Origin of the sequence: Arthrobacter sp. NtRootA1 (assembly GCF_019976975.1) — a bacterium.
GTDB classification, from domain to species: domain Bacteria; phylum Actinomycetota; class Actinomycetes; order Actinomycetales; family Micrococcaceae; genus Arthrobacter; species Arthrobacter aromaticivorans.
The window spans coordinates 4,628,735-4,646,507 of sequence record NZ_AP024630.1 but is presented as its reverse complement, the minus strand read 5'-3'; the positions used below and the strand labels follow the sequence as shown (position 1 = coordinate 4,646,507).

Below are 17,773 nucleotides of genomic sequence, written 5' to 3'. Positions count from 1 at the left end.
TAAACGCCATAGGAGGACCTCATCGTCGGGTTTCGGTGTTGTAGGTGGGTGCTTTTTGCCCGGCTTCCGTCGCCGCCAGGCAAGCCGAGACTATGAGGGCGCCGGGGGAGTCACAAGGCACTCGAACAGCCTCGGTCGCGATTGGTCAGAAGTGGTCGCCCTCGACTGCAACGCGGGGTCACTTCCGGCCGGTTAATGCCGAGAACATGGGCCGTAAATGACCCCGCGTTGCTTTGGCTCCGCGTGCAATGTATAGATGTATACAAGTACACATTTTCTAGCCAAGGTAGCGATGGCAGACACACAACCGCGGAACACCGGGGCCTACCTGGTCTACAGCGAACTCAAACGGCGCATCCTTAGCCTCGAGCTCAAACCGGGCGAGCGCATCTACGAACCCGCTATGGCCGCTGCGCTGCAAGTCAGCCGCACGCCTCTACGGGAAGCCATCCGGCGGTTGATTTCGGAGAGCCTCCTGGAACAGCAAGCCACCGGGGGAGTGGTGGTTCCGCCGCTGGACGAACAAGTGATTTCCGAGCTCTACGATGTGCGTGCTGCATTGGAGTCATTGATGGCACGCGAAGCTTGCGCCCGGGCCACTCCCGCCGATATCGAGGAACTTCACGGGATCCTCGAGCGCAACGCCGCCATGGTCGGGTTTGCGGAAGAAGCCATGAAGTATGGAGTGACACTGCACGCTGCTATTGCCAGGATCGCCGGCAACTCCTGGGCCCGGCGCTTCCACGATCAGATATCGAGCCAGGTGGAGCGCTATCGGCATTTCACCAACAACTCGCCCGATCGTCGTGAGGAGGCTCTTGCCGATCATCGAGTGCTGGTGGAGGCCATAGCTTCCAAGGAGCCTGATAAGGCGGCGAAGATCGCTTTCGACCACGTCATAGCCGCCCGGGATGAGACTCTACGGGCCATTGCTGGCCAGGGGCTCGTAGCCGAATGATCGGCGAACTCGGTTGGCGCTCGTCCACGGCTCTCCTGCTGCATTCGGCCCTTATCCAGGCAGTGACGTTCCTCGTCCGTCCAGCTGCTACTTATCGGGCACTCGAACTCGACGTTCCCGCGTTCGCACTTGGGGTCCTCGCTGCCAGTTATGCGGTCTTCCCGTTGCTGCTTGCCCTGCCTATCGGTTCCTTGGTGGACCGGTTGGGTGAGCGTCGGCTCATGGCGGTGGGGTCCGCCGTCGTCCTCGCTTGTTCTGCGTTCCTGCTGTTCTGGGGGACGTCGGTAGCGGCACTGATCGCCGGCACAGCGCTGCTCGGCGCGGGTCAGTTGGCGTGCGTCGTGGGTCAGCAGGCCGTGGTCGCTAATAATGCGGAATCGACGCGGCTTGATTCAGCCTTCGGATACCTGACGTTCGCAGCCTCGCTTGGTCAGGCCCTTGGTCCTTTGGCTATTTCGCTGGTTGGCGGGGCATCGGTACGCCCCAACACGCAGGCAATTTTCATTTTGTCCGTTGGCATGAGCCTAGTTCTTTTCCTCGCGACGTTCGTTGTGTCCTCCCGCGTCAGTAGGCGGAAGCGGGTGGCGAAGGGCGCTCAACGAAGTAAGGGCAGTGCTGTCTCACTGCTCAAAACCCCGGGCGTCGTCAGGGCGTTGGCTACAAGTGCAACGGTGCTGGCTGTGGTCGACCTGACAGTGGTCTACCTCCCGGCCCTGGGCGCCGAACGGGGGATCACGGCGGCAACCGTAGGCCTGATGCTGGCTGTCCGGGCAATGTTTTCGATGGTGTCCCGGCTCGGCCTCGGACGCGTCTCCAGAAAGCTTGGGCGGATGCGGGTGCTCGTCCTGAGCCTCATCGTCTCAACGGCTTCGCTGGCCGTCGCCGCCATCCCTATGCCCGTGTGGCTGCTGTTCATCGTCATGGCATTCCTGGGCCTGGGCCTGGGAATCGGCCAGCCGCTGACCATGTCATGGCTCTCCGCCCAAGCACCCGAAGGCCAACGCGGCCGTGCTCTGGCTTTGAGGCTCGCCGGCAACAGGGTGGGACAGGTGGTCCTGCCAAGCGCAATCGGCGTCGTGGCGGTAGGGCTCGGCGCGGCGGGGGTGTTCCTGGCGTCCGCTGTGGCCGTGGGCGGAACCATGCTGTTGCTGCGCGGGGTAAGCCTGGACGACTAGATCCCCGTGGTTCGATTACAGAACCGCCGTCATGACACCCCAGCCCCACCCCACTGCGAATCGGGGCAACCAACCGCCCCTGCCGTCACCGGGGTAGTGCCAGAGGATGCCGTCCTTGTCGCGGGCCAGGAGATCCGCGGTGCCGTCCGGCGGGAAGTTGCTGTTGAAGTCGCCCGGACCTACGACGCCGGTCATGTAGTCCCAGCCCGAGCCCACCTGTACTCGAGGGAGCCAGCCAGCCCTGCCGTTGCCGGGGTAGAGCCACAAAGCGCCTGCGGGGTCGGCGGCGATAACGTCATGGTTGCCGTCACCATTGAAATCGCCGGGGCCGACGATCTTGTCCATGGCATTCCAGCCTGATCCGACCGGGGTGCGGGCTAGCCAGCCTCCGGTTCCGTTGCCGGGGTAGAGCCACAGAACTCCCGCGGAGTCTCTGGCCAGGATGTCGTGTTTGCCGTCGCCGTTGAAATCGCCGGGGCCAACTATTGAGGTCATGACGTTCCACCCGGCGCCTACTTGCAATCGCGGGAACCATTCACCGTAGCCGTTGCCCGGGTAGAGCCACAGGACACCTGCCGTATCGCGTGCCAGGACGTCCGCTTTGCCGTCGCCGTTCAGGTCGCCGGGAGCCACCAAGGAGGTCATTACATTCCAGCCCGACCCCACCTGGATTCGTGGCAGGAAGTGCCCGCCGGTGTCACCGGGATAAAGCCACAGGGTGCCTGCTGCATCGCGGGCCAGCGTGTCGGCCTTCCCGTCGGAAGTGAAGTCGTTCTTGGCAGGGTTCACGGTAATCGAAAACCACTTCGTGAAAGCCGAGGGGCTCACTCCGTTGGTGGCGGCGACCTGGACCTTGTAGGTTCCGGCCTTGTTGGCGATTCCGGAAAGAACGCCGGTCTGCTTGTCCAGGGTCAGGCCTGGAGGCAACGTGCCCGCGTAGACAGAGAATTTAGGTGCTGGAGAGCCCTTCGCTTGGAAGGTGTATTTGTAGGCCGAGCCTACCGTTGCCGCTACCGGAGGCTGGCTTGCCGTAAATGCCGGAGGAGCGTCAGCGCCGTCGATGACTGAAAGTGTGCCGCCGCTCTGGTTTGCGACGTAGGTCCTGTTCGTCGCCTCGTTTACGGCCGCTACCTTGGGCCAGTTGCCGACTTGGATGATCTCCGTGGTGCCCGTGCCGGCGCGAAGTACTATCAGCTTGCCGCGGTTTTCAATGACGCCGTAGACCTTGTTGGTGGTTTCGTTGACCACCAGGCTGACGGGGGAATCAAGGAAGTCGCCGTACTGGAATCTCTTGACCTTGTTCGTTGCCCCGTCCAATTCGGACAGGTAGTAGGCACCCGTGGAAATGTAGACCTTGTTGGTTTTCTTGTTTACTGCAAGGTCACCAGGTGCGTCAGTAATGCCAATATCAGTAATGGTGTTGGTGACGCCGTCAATGACGTTAACGATGTATCCGCTACTGAGGCTGTTTTGCTCATTGCTCACATAGATCTTGTTGGTGGCGGAGTTCACGGCAACGTGAATAGGTCGCTCCCCTACCGCCACTGGAATCGACGTTTTACGGGTCCCGTCGACGACGAAAACTGTGTTGCTGTCCGCATCCGTTACATACGCCTTGTTAGTGACAGGATTCAGGGCCATGTCGGACGAGTAGGTTCCCACCGCCACTGTCGCGCTTGCCTTAGTGGCGGCGTCGAAAATGAGAACACTGTCGGGTCCGCCGCCTCGGGCGAAGATCTGGTTGGTCGTCTCGTTGACCAACAATTTCCCAACACCAGGGCCCGAGTACACAACGGCGACAGCTTTGCTTGCGCCGTCGATGGCAAGGATTGTTCCGTTCACGGATGCATAGACCGTGTTGGTGACAGTATTGATGGCCAGGCCTGTAGCCAGACCGGGGAGCGGGATGTTTGTAGCAACATTGGTGGCCCCATCAACCACCAAGATGTAGGGGCTGCCCAGATGCGAGACGTAGATTTTGTTCGTCACTGGGTTCACTACGGTGGTGTCCGGCCCGCTGCCTGTCACGATGTCTGCGATTCGCACGTCCGCCTGCGCCGGCGAGGCCATTCCGAACAGAGCGGCGGCCGTCAGGCTCACGGCAAGCAGCGTAGCGGAAAGAGTCCGTAGGAGTCCCTTCGAACGGGCCCTCAAATGTTCATGCGTCGAAAACGGCAGAGTGGTCACTGCGGCTCCCCCTATTAATGTGCCAGCGACCACATTCTTGGTCCAAAGGAGAGTCTATAGCCAGTCAGCGACTACTCCGCGAACAGCGCCGCCAGGTCCTCCGCGGTCAACGAGCCGCCAGCGAGGGCATCGCCTTCCATCACATCCGCGAACAGCTGCGACTTCTTGGCCTTCAACGCCATTACCTTCTCTTCGATGGTGTCCTTCGCAACCAACCGGTAGACCATCACGTTGCGGGCCTGCCCAATGCGGTGCGTCCGGTCCACGGCCTGAGCCTCGGACGCCGGGTTCCACCATGGATCCAGCAAGAACACGTAATCCGCCTCAGTGAGGTTGAGCCCGAAGCCACCGGCTTTCAGCGAAATCAGGAACACCGGCGCGGCACCGTTCTTGAACTCGCTCACCACATCCCCGCGGTTGCGGGTGCTGCCATCGAGGTAGCAATACTCCACGCCCTCGGCATCCAAACGCTCCCGAACCTTGCCCAGGAATCCGGTGAACTGGCTGAAGATCAGGGCCCGGTGGCCCTCGGAGATCAAATCCTCCAACTGTTCGAACAGCACATCGAGCTTGGACGAGCGCACTCCTGACAACGACGAATCCACCAACGACGCATCCAGGCTCAGCTGACGCAGCAACGTCAAGGACTGGAAGATCGTGAAACGGTTTTTGTTGACGTCGTCGATCAGTCCAAGGATCTTCTGCCGCTCGCGCTGGAGGTGCGTCTGGTAAACCTTCTGATGCCGCGGGTTCAGCACGACCTCAAGGACCTGTTCCTGCTTAGGCGGCAAGTCCTTGATGACCTGTTCTTTGGTGCGGCGCATCATCAGCGGACGGACACGACGCCGGAGCTTGGCCAGCTGCGCCGAGTCACCGTTCTTCTCCACCGGCTTCTGGTAGTTTTCCGCGAACCGCTTGGGACTCGGGAACAGGCCGGGCGCCACGATCGACGTCAGTGCCCAGAACTCCATGAGGTTGTTCTCCAGCGGAGTACCCGTGATGGCCAGTTTGAACCGGGCCGGCAGCTTGCGCGCGCACTGGTAGGCCTTGGATTGGTGGTTCTTCACGAACTGCGCCTCGTCCAGCATGAGCCCAGCCCACTGGAACGATGCGTAGGCATCGTAATCAATGCGGAACAGCGCATAGGAGGTAATAACGACGTCGGCACCCGCCAACGCGTCGACAGGTGACAGCCCGTTCTTGGCAAAGGTTTCACCGACGGTCCGCACCACAAGCCCTGGAGCGAAGCGTTGCGCTTCCGCGGCCCAGTTGCTCACCACGCTGGTGGGCGCAACCACCAGGAACGGAGCGCGGGGTGTCAGCCCGGCCGAGGAATCGGGTGCCACAGCCGCAGCCAACTCCTTGGCCGCACAGATCAGCGCGATCGCCTGCACAGTCTTGCCCAGGCCCATGTCATCGGCCAGCACGCCCCCCAGGCTGTGCTTGAACAGGAAGCTGAGCCAGTTGAAACCGTCAAGCTGATACGGACGCAGCTCGGCGTTAAGGCCCGCCGGCAGCGGTAGCCCGGTCACGCCGTCGTCGAGCAATCCGCCCACGGCCTCACGCCACGCGGCGGCCTGCTCGTCAACGATGCCGAGTTGCGCGAGCTCATCCCAGAGCCCGGCCTGGAATCGGCTGATCTGCAGGGTGCCGTCCTTGTTATCCGGGTTGTCCTGCAGGGACCTGGCTTCGTCGATCAGTGCGCGCAGCTGGTGCAGCTCAGGCAGGTCGAGGGAGAAGTAGGCGCCGCTGGGCAACAGCATGCGGCTCATGCCGGCAGCGAGGGCGGAGAACACGGCGGCGAACGAGACGGGCTCGCCTTCGAGGGTGATGACGATGCCGAGATCGAACCAGTCGCCGCTCGCCGTTTCCTTCGTGGAGATGGAAACGACGGGAGCTTCGGCGGCCTCGCGGTAATCAGCGATGTCGCCCGAGGTCTCTACGACGACGTCGGGCAGGTCCTTGAGTGTCGGCAGGATCTCCTCGGTGAAAGCCAGCGTGTCCAGACCGGAAAGCTCAGCCGAGGCCGCGAGCCGCGGAGCGCCCCAGCCGCCGGTAGCGGATTCCGCCAACGCCGGAACCACGTCCCACGGCCGACCGATCGAATCCAGGATCCGAGCTTCCTCGACGTCATCTCGGTAGCCACGGTCATCCGGGTGCCGCCACAAGGGCTGCGCGGTGACCAACGTGCCGGACTTGTAGTGCCATTCCCAGTGCAGGCGCACCTTGTGATCAGTGCCGTAATTGGCGAGCAGAGAGAGCGTCGGGACCGCCAGAGTTGGCAGTTCCACGGATTCATCCACTGCCTTGACGGGCGTCGACTGCCGCAGCTTCGGGTAGAACGAGGTCAGGAAGCGGCTCTCATCTTCGGCCGGAATCAGAAGCGTCTCGCCCTCAGTGACAAACTCGAGCAGTTCGTCACTGATACCGCCCTCAATCGGGGCGAGCGTGATCAGGTTGTTCTGCTGCGGCACCCCGGGCAGGGCTTCGACGCCGGAATGCGTGAAGAAGATCCCGTACGCGGGCTTGCCCAGGAAGCCCACAGTTCCGGCATCAATCTGCTCACCGCCCACCGCAACCGACGGCGCAAGCTGCAGGCCGCCGTCGGGCGTTTTCATTCCGTCTTCGGCGCCCTGCGCTTCAAGGCGCGCCAAGCTGAGTCCGACGACGGCGGGTTGGGTCTCGACGTGGACGGGCTCGCTACCAGCGGCGTGAATCAGCGGAATGCCGGCTTTTGTAGCGTCGGCGAGAAGGGTCCAGAGGTTCTTGGCAGCGAAATCATTCAGGCTTAACCACATGGCGCCCGACGGTTGCTGGCGACCATTACTGGAACCATGGGCAGCGAGGAAAGTCTGAAGCCACTCGACGTGTGCCTCATTGAACTCGCGGCGGAAACTGATGTAGCTGAGGTTGTTCCAGGAGACGTCGCCGCGGATCCACTTGCCCTTGGCGCCCATCATCACGGGCCGTGCCTTGAGTTGCCGGACACTGCGCATGGGGTCGCGGCGGCCTGTGTAGGAGAAGTGGGCTGCCGGTTCCTCAACCTCGAACTGCAGGGCGAGTGGAATGCCGGCAGTGCTCGGCGCAGTGCCCGGCTTCGCGATGAGCCTGTTGAGGGCTTGCTCCCAAGCCGGCCGCGCCGAACCGCCCTGCTCGGAGGAACCAAGGCGCGAGGTCTGGATCCCGGGAGCCTGGGACAGGAGCTGGGCACGGATGGTGGGGTGGTCTTCAGCGGTGAAAAGCAAGGCGGCCACGTGCTTGCAGTCCTTGCGAACAGGGCAGCTGCAAATACCTACTGTGCAGCTCCAGCCGCTGGGCTTGCGAACCAGCTTTGCCGACGTCGAATATGGTTGCGGACCGGTGCCGCGGACCTTGCCAAGCAAGAGGCCGGTGGCCGAATCGAACGAAATTCCGCTCACGCGGCTGCCCATGGCATAGGCCAATCCGGCCGCCAAGGAGCGGTCGTTTATGGCAGGAGTCTGAATGGCCAGTTCCCAGGTTTCGTCTGTGTGGGACGGCATGCGTCGGGCTACTTTCGGCAGGAGGTTATCTGCTCAATCTTAGTCAGCAGAAAACGGCTCCCAAACTTCGCCCTCTGTTAACCTCTACCTCGATTGCCGCGCCGCTCCCGCGCGTACGTTGAAAGGGTCCGGAGCACCAACAGCTTTTAGCAGTGAGGATTTCCCATGACTACCAACGAATACCCCGTCGTCCTGAGCAAGACCAGCTTCGAAGCAGGCAATGCGGATGTTGTGGATTCCAACGTCAACGTCGTGAACCAGATGTATGCGGAGCTCCTCAACAGCGACGAAATCTCGACCCCTGCGCTCAACAGCTACTTTGTTGATTTCTACCTGACCCAGGCGTTGGCCGGGGGATTTGCCCAGTACGTGTTCACCGCCCCGGAACGTGAAGAGGTGGACGCCTACGTGCGTGCCGGTCTGGAAGGCATGGGCGCCACCCGGCACCTGGACCTGTTCAACCGCACCGCTGCAGCCTTTGATGCGTTGAGTGAGGACGACGCCGAGGCCTACCTCGACGGCGAGCTGGACGATTCCGAAGCGCCTCTCGAGGCAGTTGTTGTCCTGGATGAGCTCGATGGCGAGTTTGAAGCGTTGCTGGAGGAAGAGGACATCATCGACCTCAACGCCGCTTACCTCCGGAACCAGCCCGGGCTGTTGGTTCTCTCCGACGACGAGTTGGAAGCACACATTGCCAAGCGCGTTGCCCTGATTCCGGACCTTGCCGAGCGCCAGGCCGAAGCAGACGAAGAAGCCCTGGCAAACGCTCCTGAGTTCGAGGTCATCATCCGAGAGCTGTGCGATGTGGCAGGCTACGCGCTGCAGAAGATCACCATGGGAGACCCCAACTACGAGCACGACGGCGTGAAGACCCTCGCCTGGCACTTCTCCACCGACCACGGCGACTACATCATGGTGGAGGACGACGAGGAAGCCTTCATGATCCACCCGGAGACCAAGGAAATCATCGCGGCGGTGGAGTTCGAAGAGTCGGACGAGTTCGCGGACGCGTAGCCTTCTCCAGGGCTGGACGGCAGGCAACCTTTGCGGGCTGGACCCCGCTGTTCGGGTGCCTGCCGTCCCGCCCTTGCCACGACATCGCCGGAAAACTGCGACAGCCCGGGGAACCTTCCCGCGAGTTCGCACTGTTTCCGCGGTTTCGCTGGTCGGATGTCCACATAGGCCGGCCATCCCCTTACGTCACTCAAGGCGCCGCGGCCATCCTGAACCGATGGAAATAGAATCCAACGCACCCGCACCCATGTCCGTCCGCGCCTTGCCTGAGCGTGGTTACATGTGGCGGACCGACGAATTGCTTCGCTTTGGGCACAGCAGCCGAAGCATCAAGGCATTGGTAGATGCCGGCCAACTGCACCGAATGAGGTATGGCTGCTATATAAGGTCCAGTACGTGGCAAGCGCAGGGTCCTCGGAGGCAGGCCATGGAGCGGATCATCGCACACGCCCATGGCACACTCACCACGTCTACGGGTGGCTTCGTCTACAGCCACCTTTCGGCTGCACGACTTCACGGTCTTTTCGTGTGGGGTGTGGACGACAAAGTCCACATCCTGCACCCCTCCAGGCCTTCGTCGGATCGGTGGGGCATGGACGTTCGGGGACACACGGGAATCTGCGATGAAGACGACGTCGCCACAGTTAGGGGACTACGGGCGACAACGCTGGAGCGCACCATAGCCGACTGTGCCATGATGCTCAGCTACCCCAAAGCACTGGTGATCATGGACCACGGCCTGCGGCTGGGTGCCGACGCCACCCTGTTGGCCCGCATGGCAGCCGCATCCGCGGGAAAACGAGGTGTCCGAACCCTTCGGAAAGCTCTGGACAACGCGGACCCCAGCTCTGAGTCCGCCGGGGAAACGATGACCCGCAACCTCATACAAAGGCTGCGAATCAAACCTCCACAGCCACAATACGAGGTCCAGTCCCGCGTAGGTCTCTATCGCATGGACTTCGCATGGAAGGAGGAAAAGCTGGCATTGGAATTCGATGGACGGACCAAGTACTTCGACTTCAAACCCACCGACGAGGTCATCTTTGAAGAACGGCGCCGGGAGAAAGCCCTCATCGAGGAAGGCTGGCGGTTCATCAGGATCGAATGGAAGGACCTCTTTCAAGAGCGCGCGTTCAAAGAGCGCATCCTTCGAGCGTTGCGGGCTTCACCCCCGCAGGGCTGAGTTCGCGGGAACCCGTCACACTCGTAGGGAAACTTCCCTACGAAATGGCAGGATTCGCGGGAACCCGTCACACTCGTAGGGAAACTTCCCTACGAAATGGCAGGATTCGCGCGAACCCGGTGAACGAGCCCGAAAATGAAGCCGTCAGTAGCCGGCTGCAGCGCCCTTGATCATCTCGCCGCTGGGGCTTACCAGGTACCAGACGTTCATCACGCCCTGGCCGTTGACATCGCCCGGAGCCTTGTCCTTGGCGTAGTAGTACAGCGGCATGCCGTTGAGGGTGACCTGCTTCTTCCCGTCAGGGGTCGCTATGGTTCCCACGGTGCCGCTGACGCCGTCAACGGTTGGCTTGTCCGACGTCGTCGTGAAAACGGGCCAAGCCGTGAGGCAGGCGCCGGTGCATGCGCTGGTTCCTGAGTCCTTGACGTCCTTGGTGAAGAAGTACAGGCTCATGCCCTTGCTGTCCACAACGATCTGCCCGGAGCTGGATGACGCTACTTTCATCTCTGCGCCCGCCGCCGCCGGGCTGGACATGGCATCCGTGCTTGGCGACATAGACGTAGGGGCCGTAGAGGAAGTGGCGGCTGTGGGCGCGGCAGAGGACGAGGTGCTTGTCCCGGGGCTTCCGGCGCAACCGGCAAGAGCCACGGCGAAAACCACGGCGCCGAGTCCAACGCTGAGTCTATTTCTCATGTTTAGCTCCTTTGACGGGCCGGCCGGGATGGGTCGGCGCTAACCCCTACGACGCCAGCAGGGGAAGAATGGTTCAAGCAACTGAACCTTTTCCCCGCGCGTGGCGTCGTATGGGGGTAGGGCAGGGTAGGGCAGCGGGAAACACAGCGAAGGAGGTGGCTATGCCGTTGGACGAGGACGTCGTTGCGGCAATCTACCGCGATCACGGCGTGGCCCTGAAACGCTTTGTGCTCAGCTGCATCTCGGACACGCACCAGGCCGACGACGTCGTGCAGGAGACCATCCTCAAGGTGTGGCAGCACGCGCCGCAGATTACAGGCAGCCTGCGCAGCTACCTCTTCCGGACTGCCCGCAACGTCATCATCGACAACTATCGGAAGTCACAGCGTCGCCCTGTCGAGGCTGGCGAGCACGACCTTCCAGACCATGTTGCGACGGAACGCGTTGATGAGCTCCTGAACCGAGTCCTTATGGAAGAGGCGCTCCTGCGGCTCAGCCACGAACACCGCGAGGTCCTTGTTGCCCTGCACTACCAGCGGTTCACCGTCAGTGAGGCAGCACTGCAGCTGAACATCCCTGCCGGCACTGTGAAATCCCGGGCTTTCTATGCTGTGAAAGCCCTCCGAACGATCCTTGATGAAATGGGGGTGGAACGATGAACGGCAATCCCGTCCACCAACTGCTGGGCGCCTACCTGCTGGGCGGGCTCGACTCCGAGGAGGCTCGCACCTTTGAAGAGCACCTCGCCGGATGTGCTGCGTGCCGGCGCGAACTTGAGGAGTTGGAAAGCCTCCCCGCGCTGCTCGACGCCGTTCCTGCCTCCGACGCCGTCGCTCTCACCGCGACGGGTACCGCCGGTGCCCTGGCACCATTGGCACCGGGCCGGGAAGCACTGCCGCAGAAGATCCTGGTTGACCTTTCGGCTCGTAGGAAGAAATCACGACGCCGGTGGGCGGGTTTGGTGGGGGCAGTCGCCGCGGCGTGCCTGGCACTTGGATTCCTTGCCGGTCCACTCTTGAACCAGCCACCGAAACCCGATGCCAGCTACTCTGTACAGGCTGAAACAGGCCTGCAACTGACAGTGGGCATGGTGAAGAAGACCTGGGGCACGGAGCTTGAGGTGGAGGGCAAGAGCATGCCGCTCGAAGGAACTCTTTACTTGTGGGTGAAGGGCAGGGACGGAGCGGAAGAGCGTACCTGCGGCTGGACGGCGACGCCGAGTGGTCGCATCAAGATCACAGGTGCTACGCCCGTGCAGCTTGGCGGCATAGCCGGTGTGGAGCTCCGGGATGAGGATGAAAAGACAGTGGCGTCGATTTCAGTCCCGTAGGTTTGCCCGCACCTCTGCTACGAGGGCCGGGTCCTCGCATGCCCGGGCAAACGCCTCTATTCTCCGTTCAATCTCGCGGCCCAACAGCCAGCTCCCGATCTTCTCTGCCAAAGGCTTTAGCGCAGCCGGGCGGCAGGAAAAGGTGTACTTCCAGACTGCCCGAGTGCCGCCGTCGTCGGGGGTGAACCGCCAGCCACCGCCGAAGTTCTCGAAGAACCAAGGCCCGGACACCATGGTCATTCCTACATTGCGGGGCGGGGTGTAGGAGACGTACTCACTGACCATCTTCAGCCCCATTCTGGAGACGGTTCGTGTACGTACCCCCTTGCCGGCCGCCTTGGCTCCGTCCACGAAGCTTTGCGCTGAAATGAACGGATCCCATCTGAGCCTGAATTCGCCAGTGGTCTGCGAAAGTGCGAAGGCTGTCTCGGCATCCAGTCGGATAAAACGTTCAGCGCGAACCTGTGGCATTCAGGACCCCTGCCCGGAACCGAGCACCAAGAGCACCATGAAGGCAACACCAAAAACGTTGACCGCCATGATCGCCAGGCCGATGATTCCGGTAACGCGTCCAGCATTCATACGCCCCGCACGGAAGACGGCAACAAGCCCACAGACGATCGCCACGATGGACAAGAGAACTGCAAGCGCGGCAAAGGCCAATGCGCCAATCCACCAAGCATCATTTCCCTGGTTGTATCGGCTGATCTGGGACGCGACTGCCGCAACGCCCAGGGGAATGCTGACCACCGCGGCCACTGGCGAAAGTACAGCCGAAACAATACTCGTGATGCCCGCACCCAAACCGGGTGTTCTGGACCGATGCTGGTACTCAACCGGTGGCTGGTAATTCATAACTCCCCCCAAAGTCCGTGCGCTAGATCTTGCGATACGTGAGGTCGAAAATCATTCGGCCGGCCTCGTGGGCCTTGTTTTCAAAGCTTGTGCGGATACGGCCCTCGAAGCGGGGAGCCCAGCCGCCTTCCTCGTCCACGCCCTCGTTCGGACCCGTGTGCTCGGTGCTGACAGGTGCGCGACCTTCCCGCACCGGCGCCCCTCCCACAACAGATTCGACGCCGGATTGCCACACTTGCGTCAGCGGGCTCTCCTCGCCGCTGCGCTCGCCTTCGTGCATGTTTTCAAATTCCGTCGAGCCTGCCAGGACCTCGCGGACGTGCACTGCGTAATTGGACCAATCGGTGGCAATCCGCCAGTAGCCACCCTTTTCCAGGGCCTTGGCAGCTACGGAAGCGAAAGCCGGCTGGATCAGGCGGCGCTTATGGTGGCGTGCCTTGTGCCATGGATCGGGGAAAAATACCCAGAGCTCACTGACTGAGCCCGCCGGAAGCATCGACTCCAAAACCTCGGGTGCGTTTGCTTCCACCACCCGAACGTTGGTCAGGCCACGGCTGTTGATCTTAATGATGGTGTTGGCCAGGCCGGGAGTGTAAACCTCGACGGCCAAAAAGTCCTTGTCCGGATTCTGTTCGGCGGCATGGACCACGGCGTCACCCAAACCCGAACCGATCTCGACGATCAGGGGAGCTTTGCGTCCAAAGACGGCCTCGGCGTCAAAGGTGTAATCGGGGTGCACCGAAGTGTTGGCTACATGACGCGGAACCTGGACGGCCCAACGCTCGGCGTGCTCCTCCCACGCGGCCTGCCTGCGGCCCTGCAAACGGGTGCCGCGGCGCACGAAACTGACCGGCCGGCCGCCGTAGGTTCCGAAGGAAGCCTGGCTGCCGGGCGTTACTGGTCGCGGGGAATCTGGGGTTTCACTCATCCATTCCAGAATACTTTGGTTCCGATGGACGCTTCGCAGAGGCGGTCGCCTGATGTGGCTCAGTAAGAAGTATTGAGGTGCATACAGGTGTCAAAAGGATTGCGCCTAATAGCTCGAGGCCGATGGCTAAGGAAGCTTCACGTAGCTGCCGAGGCTCTCCCAGGTCTGGGTCTCGTTGTTGAGAACCGTGGCTTCGGCACCGGTGCCTTTCACCTCTCTTAGACCATACTGATACCCGGTGATTGAGTACTCCTTGAGGCTTCCGTCTTTGGCGGTTTGCGGCTGAAGGAAGGCGACATATTCTTTGCCAACTTCGACGTCGATGTCGTCCGTGATCTTAGCCTGAACGTACTTCGCGTCAGTCGGTTTTTGGCCCCGGTTCAACTGAAGTATCTTTTCCCGCTGTGCTTGATTGAGACTGTTCCAGTAATCGTCGTAGGTGACAGTTCCGCCAACCCTTGAATAGTTCACTTGAGTGTCAGGCTCATGGTCGCCCTTGTAGACCTCCCGGACGGACATCTTTCCAATAGTTTGCGGGAACACATACTGATCGGAAATCGGGCTGAACGATCGCCCGCTGTCGATGGAATCGATGTGTACACGAGCCACGGCGGGGTACTTGTCGAATCCGTAAAATGCATCCTTCGGTTCCCAAATAAAGTCAACGTCGGTGCCAGCTTGTTGTATCTGGTCAGGTGGAATGTTGGCGTATGCGTCATTCGGACTCGGAGGGGTGGCCTGCTCCACTTGCTGACTTGGTCCCGGGTCGAGAGGTTTGGTGATTCCCGGGGCGCAAGAGGACAGACTGATGAGTAGCAGCACGCCCGCCGTAACAGAAGCTCTTGACCTGTTCATTTCGTGGACGCTCTTCCTGGATTATGGGATTGACGGCCTGTCTGGCTTTTTGCCGCAGCGCCGGGCTGGACGGAAGAGGTGACTGGTCGGCTTTTAGTGTCTTCTTTCTTTCAAGTGCTCATCTTCTTTAGATTTGCATTGCATTCGAGCACTGTTTTGCAGGTTCTTTAAAATATCTAGAGTTTTTGCGTCACGTTTTGCGGGTGATCGCCACTAAAGCAAATTTCACGGCTCTCTGATGTGTCCGCTGAGACCGTCAAATCGCCTCTTTGGCAAGACCGTGAGAGCAACTTCGGCAACCACATGCGTGGCGGAGGCGGGTAAAACTGCTGCGGAGAGGCCGTCGCGGTCACATCACGCCCTTGAGCAGTAGATCGGACACGGCTGACAGAATAGGACGCGTGACCTCCTCGAACAGGCCCGGCGTCGAAGATGCAAGCGGCCCGGCAGAACCGATCCGCTATCAGGCCCTTCGCCCTGAGATCGCTGTGGATGCCGAGATCGACGACATCCCGGCGGCGGCCCCCACCCAGCTGCGCTCGCAACGAGGCCTGATCTACCTCGGCATCTGTCTGGTCCTGATCGGCCTGAACCTCCGGACGGTCTTCTCGAGCTTCTCGGCCGTCCTTCCGGAAATAACGTCCGACGCCGGGCTGCCGGGCTGGGCTGTGGTGGTCCTGACCACCGTTCCCGTGACATTGCTGGGTGTTTTCGCACCTCTTGCGCCGGTACTGGCGAGACGATTCGGGGCAGAACGGGTACTGCTCGGAGCGATGGCTGTCCTCACGGCCGGACTCTTGCTCAGGCCAACGGAGGTCCCCGGAGCAGGGCACCTTCCAACACTCCTCGCCGGCACGGCAGCTTGTGGAGCGGCCATCGCTCTCTGCAACGTCCTCCTGCCGGGCGTCGTCAAGAGAGACTTCCCGCATAGGCTCGGGTTGATGGGCGGCCTGTACACCACGGCGATCTGCGCATCCGCAGCGCTCGGTGCAGGCTTCACGTATCCGGTTTTTGCGGCAACCGGCCAGTGGACTTCGGCGCTGTGGTCATGGGCGGTGCCTGCCGGCGTCGTGCTTTTGGTCTTCCTTCCGCTGGCCATCCGCCAGCATCCCGTGCGGCACCAGGCGGTCCGCGGCGGTGTGAACGTGTGGCGATCCGCAGTGGCCTGGCAGGTCACGCTGTTCATGGTGCTGCAGGCCATGATGTCGTTCAGTGTTTTTGCGTGGCTTGCGCCGATCCTGAGGGACCGGGGCATCGAGGGTGGGACGGCTGGCCTGATTGTGTCGGTGTCGATCGTGCTTCAGATGCTCGGTTCACTCTTTGCCCCTGCCTTGGCCACGCGATTCATGGACCAGAGGGTGATCAACACCGTGGTTGCCCTGATGACCGGCGGCGGTTTCGCCCTCAGCATCTTCGGGCCCACTGAGCTGATCTGGATCTGGACCGGACTGCTGGGATTGGGACAGGGATCGCTCACCGCTGTGGCCCTCACCATGATCATGGTCCGCACCCGAGATGCCCACACAGCCGCCCACCTGTCCGGAATGATGCAGGGTGTCGGCTACGGAGTGGGCTCGGTGGGAACGTTGCTCGTGGGACAACTCCACCAAGCCACGGGTGGATTCACCGCCGCGGGCGTCCTGTTCCTGGTGGTCGGAGCGCTGGCGGCGTTCTTCGGCTACCGCGCGGGCCGCAACAAATTCGTTTAAGCGCGTTGTGAGGCCCGCTCTACGCCCCAAAGTACGAACTTAGGGCACAGAGCGGGCCTCACAACGAGCTAGGCCGTCAGGTCCTTGCCCTTGGTCTCGGGGATCGAGAAGGCGAAGGCGATGCCGATCACCAACAGGATTACTGCGTACACGTTGAACAGGTAGCCCTGGCCAATGCTGCCGAGCCAGGTCTGCAGGTACGGAGCCGTGCCACCGAAGGCCGCGACGCAGATGGAGTACGGCACGCCTACACCCACAGTGCGAATGTGCGTCGGGAAGAGTTCGGCGTAGACGGCCGGGACAATCGATGCGCTACCAGCGATGAAGAACAGCATCACGGACATGGACACAGCCAGCTGCCACGGGGAGTCCTTCAGCAGCCACGTCATGGGGAAGTGCATGACCATGGCACCGATGGAGGAACCGATGAGCACCGGCTTGCGGCCGATCCTGTCCGACAGCTTGCCCCAGAAGGGGAGTGCGGCAATGAACACGACGTTGGCGATCACGCCGGCCCAAAGGGCAGCGCCCCGGTCCATCTTCAGCGTGGTGGCTGCGTAGCTCGGTGCCACGACACCCCAGATGTAGTAGACCACCGTGAGGCCAACGGTCAGGCCGATAACCTGCAGCGCCTGCTTGCGGTACTTGACGATCTGTGGCCACATCGGCAGGCGCTTTTCCTTGGGCGTCTCAGCCTCGAATGCGTGGGTTTCCTTCATCTTGGCCCGCATGAACAGCGCATAGATGCCCAGTGCTCCACCGATGAGGAACGGAATACGCCAACCCCAGGCGCTCATGTCGTCCTTGGACAGGACAGCAGTGAGGATCGCGCCGAGCACTGTTCCGGCCAGGATGCCGGCGGTGCCGGACGTGTAGATGAGCGTCGCCCAGAAACCGCGCTTTTCCTTGGGTGCCATCTCGGACAGGTACGTCTGCGACGACGGCAGCTCACCACCGTGGGCGAGGCCCTGGATGAGCCGGGCGAGCAGGAGCATCACGGATGCGAACGCGCCAACAGCCTGGAACGTCGGAGCGATGCCGATGAGGAGGCTACCGAGAGCTCCGAGGGCAACGGCTACCGTCATGGAGGTCTTGCGGCCGATGCGGTCGCCGATCCAGCCGAACACGAAACCGCCGAAGGGCCGAGCAACAAACCCGACGGCGAAGATCGCCAAGGTGGACAGCACGGCGGACGTAGGGTCGGCCTGGCTGAACAAAGCACTCGCGATGAACGGCGAGAACGTGGCGTAAATGGCCCAGTCATACCATTCAACGGCGTTGCCGATGCCGGTTCCGACGAGCGTGCGCAGATGGGACTTGTGGACCTTGACTTCGGTGGACGTTCCAACGGTGGCGGTCATGTGT

General features: G+C 61.6%; 15 protein-coding genes. 7 read left to right on the top strand and 8 right to left on the bottom strand.

All coding sequences use genetic code 11. The annotated features are described in order from the left end of the window. Positions 1-292: 292 nt before the first annotated feature. Both LDN90_RS21145 and LDN90_RS21140 read left to right on the top strand, forming a co-directional pair. The gene (locus LDN90_RS21145) at positions 293-958 is read left to right on the top strand and encodes a GntR family transcriptional regulator (RefSeq protein WP_223947010.1); all 666 of its coding nucleotides are present in this window, start codon (positions 293-295) and stop codon (positions 956-958) included. Then, a complete protein-coding gene (locus tag LDN90_RS21140) occupies positions 955-2,133 on the top strand; it encodes an MFS transporter (RefSeq protein ID WP_223947009.1) in 1,179 nt (392 codons plus the stop codon). The genes LDN90_RS21145 and LDN90_RS21140 overlap by 4 nt, the downstream gene beginning before the upstream one ends. A gap of 15 nt (positions 2,134-2,148) precedes the next feature. On the opposite strand, the gene LDN90_RS21135 is transcribed toward LDN90_RS21140, so the two are convergent. Next, complete coding sequence (locus tag LDN90_RS21135; protein ID WP_223947008.1) at positions 2,149-4,233, bottom strand: FG-GAP-like repeat-containing protein; 2,085 nt, start codon at positions 4,231-4,233, stop codon at positions 2,149-2,151. A 158-nt stretch (positions 4,234-4,391) separates the two neighbouring features. Beyond that, the gene (locus LDN90_RS21130) at positions 4,392-7,841 is read right to left on the bottom strand and encodes a DEAD/DEAH box helicase (RefSeq protein WP_223947007.1); all 3,450 of its coding nucleotides are present in this window, start codon (positions 7,839-7,841) and stop codon (positions 4,392-4,394) included. 165 nt (positions 7,842-8,006) lie between these two features. Here LDN90_RS21130 and LDN90_RS21125 point away from each other — a divergent pair, with 165 nt between their 5' ends. Further along, positions 8,007-8,855 carry a hypothetical protein gene (locus tag LDN90_RS21125; protein WP_223947006.1) on the top strand — a complete coding sequence of 283 codons (849 nt, stop codon included), beginning with the start codon at positions 8,007-8,009 and terminating at the stop codon, positions 8,853-8,855. Between the two features lie 217 nt (positions 8,856-9,072). Continuing rightward, positions 9,073-10,038: a hypothetical protein gene (locus LDN90_RS21120; RefSeq protein WP_223947005.1), complete on the top strand. Its 966-nt coding sequence runs from the start codon at positions 9,073-9,075 to the stop codon at positions 10,036-10,038. A gap of 144 nt (positions 10,039-10,182) precedes the next feature. Here the strand turns inward: LDN90_RS21120 and LDN90_RS21115 are convergent, their stop codons facing one another. Beyond that, entirely contained in the window at positions 10,183-10,731 is a 549-nt protein-coding gene (locus LDN90_RS21115) for a hypothetical protein (protein WP_223947004.1), read from the bottom strand. 161 nt (positions 10,732-10,892) lie between these two features. On the opposite strand from LDN90_RS21115, the gene LDN90_RS21110 reads away from it, so the two are divergent. After that, positions 10,893-11,390, top strand: coding sequence for a sigma-70 family RNA polymerase sigma factor (locus LDN90_RS21110; protein WP_223947003.1), 498 nt, complete (start codon positions 10,893-10,895; stop codon positions 11,388-11,390). Further along, positions 11,387-12,061, top strand: a complete 675-nt coding sequence (locus LDN90_RS21105; protein ID WP_223947002.1) for a zf-HC2 domain-containing protein — start codon at positions 11,387-11,389, stop codon at positions 12,059-12,061. Before LDN90_RS21110 ends, LDN90_RS21105 begins: the two co-directional genes overlap by 4 nt. Here the strand turns inward: LDN90_RS21105 and LDN90_RS21100 are convergent. From LDN90_RS21100 to LDN90_RS21085, 4 genes are all read right to left on the bottom strand, one after another. Further along, positions 12,050-12,532 carry an SRPBCC family protein gene (locus LDN90_RS21100; RefSeq protein ID WP_223947001.1) on the bottom strand — a complete coding sequence of 161 codons (483 nt, stop codon included), beginning with the start codon at positions 12,530-12,532 and terminating at the stop codon, positions 12,050-12,052. The genes LDN90_RS21105 and LDN90_RS21100 overlap by 12 nt on opposite strands. Then, the gene (locus LDN90_RS21095) at positions 12,533-12,916 is read right to left on the bottom strand and encodes a hypothetical protein (protein WP_223947000.1); all 384 of its coding nucleotides are present in this window, start codon (positions 12,914-12,916) and stop codon (positions 12,533-12,535) included. It abuts the gene before it with no gap. A 22-nt stretch (positions 12,917-12,938) separates the two neighbouring features. Further along, a complete protein-coding gene (gene trmB, locus LDN90_RS21090) occupies positions 12,939-13,844 on the bottom strand; it encodes a tRNA (guanosine(46)-N7)-methyltransferase TrmB (protein ID WP_223946999.1) in 906 nt (301 codons plus the stop codon). Between the two features lie 126 nt (positions 13,845-13,970). Continuing rightward, a complete protein-coding gene (locus LDN90_RS21085; RefSeq protein WP_223946998.1) occupies positions 13,971-14,591 on the bottom strand; it encodes a hypothetical protein in 621 nt (206 codons plus the stop codon). A 563-nt stretch (positions 14,592-15,154) separates the two neighbouring features. Here LDN90_RS21085 and LDN90_RS21080 point away from each other — a divergent pair. Next, entirely contained in the window at positions 15,155-16,408 is a 1,254-nt protein-coding gene (locus LDN90_RS21080; protein ID WP_223949350.1) for an MFS transporter, read from the top strand. 68 nt (positions 16,409-16,476) lie between these two features. Here LDN90_RS21080 and LDN90_RS21075 read toward each other — a convergent pair whose 3' ends face one another. Further along, positions 16,477-17,769 carry an MFS transporter gene (locus LDN90_RS21075; protein WP_223946997.1) on the bottom strand — a complete coding sequence of 431 codons (1,293 nt, stop codon included), beginning with the start codon at positions 17,767-17,769 and terminating at the stop codon, positions 16,477-16,479. Between the last annotated feature and the right edge of the window lie 4 nt (positions 17,770-17,773).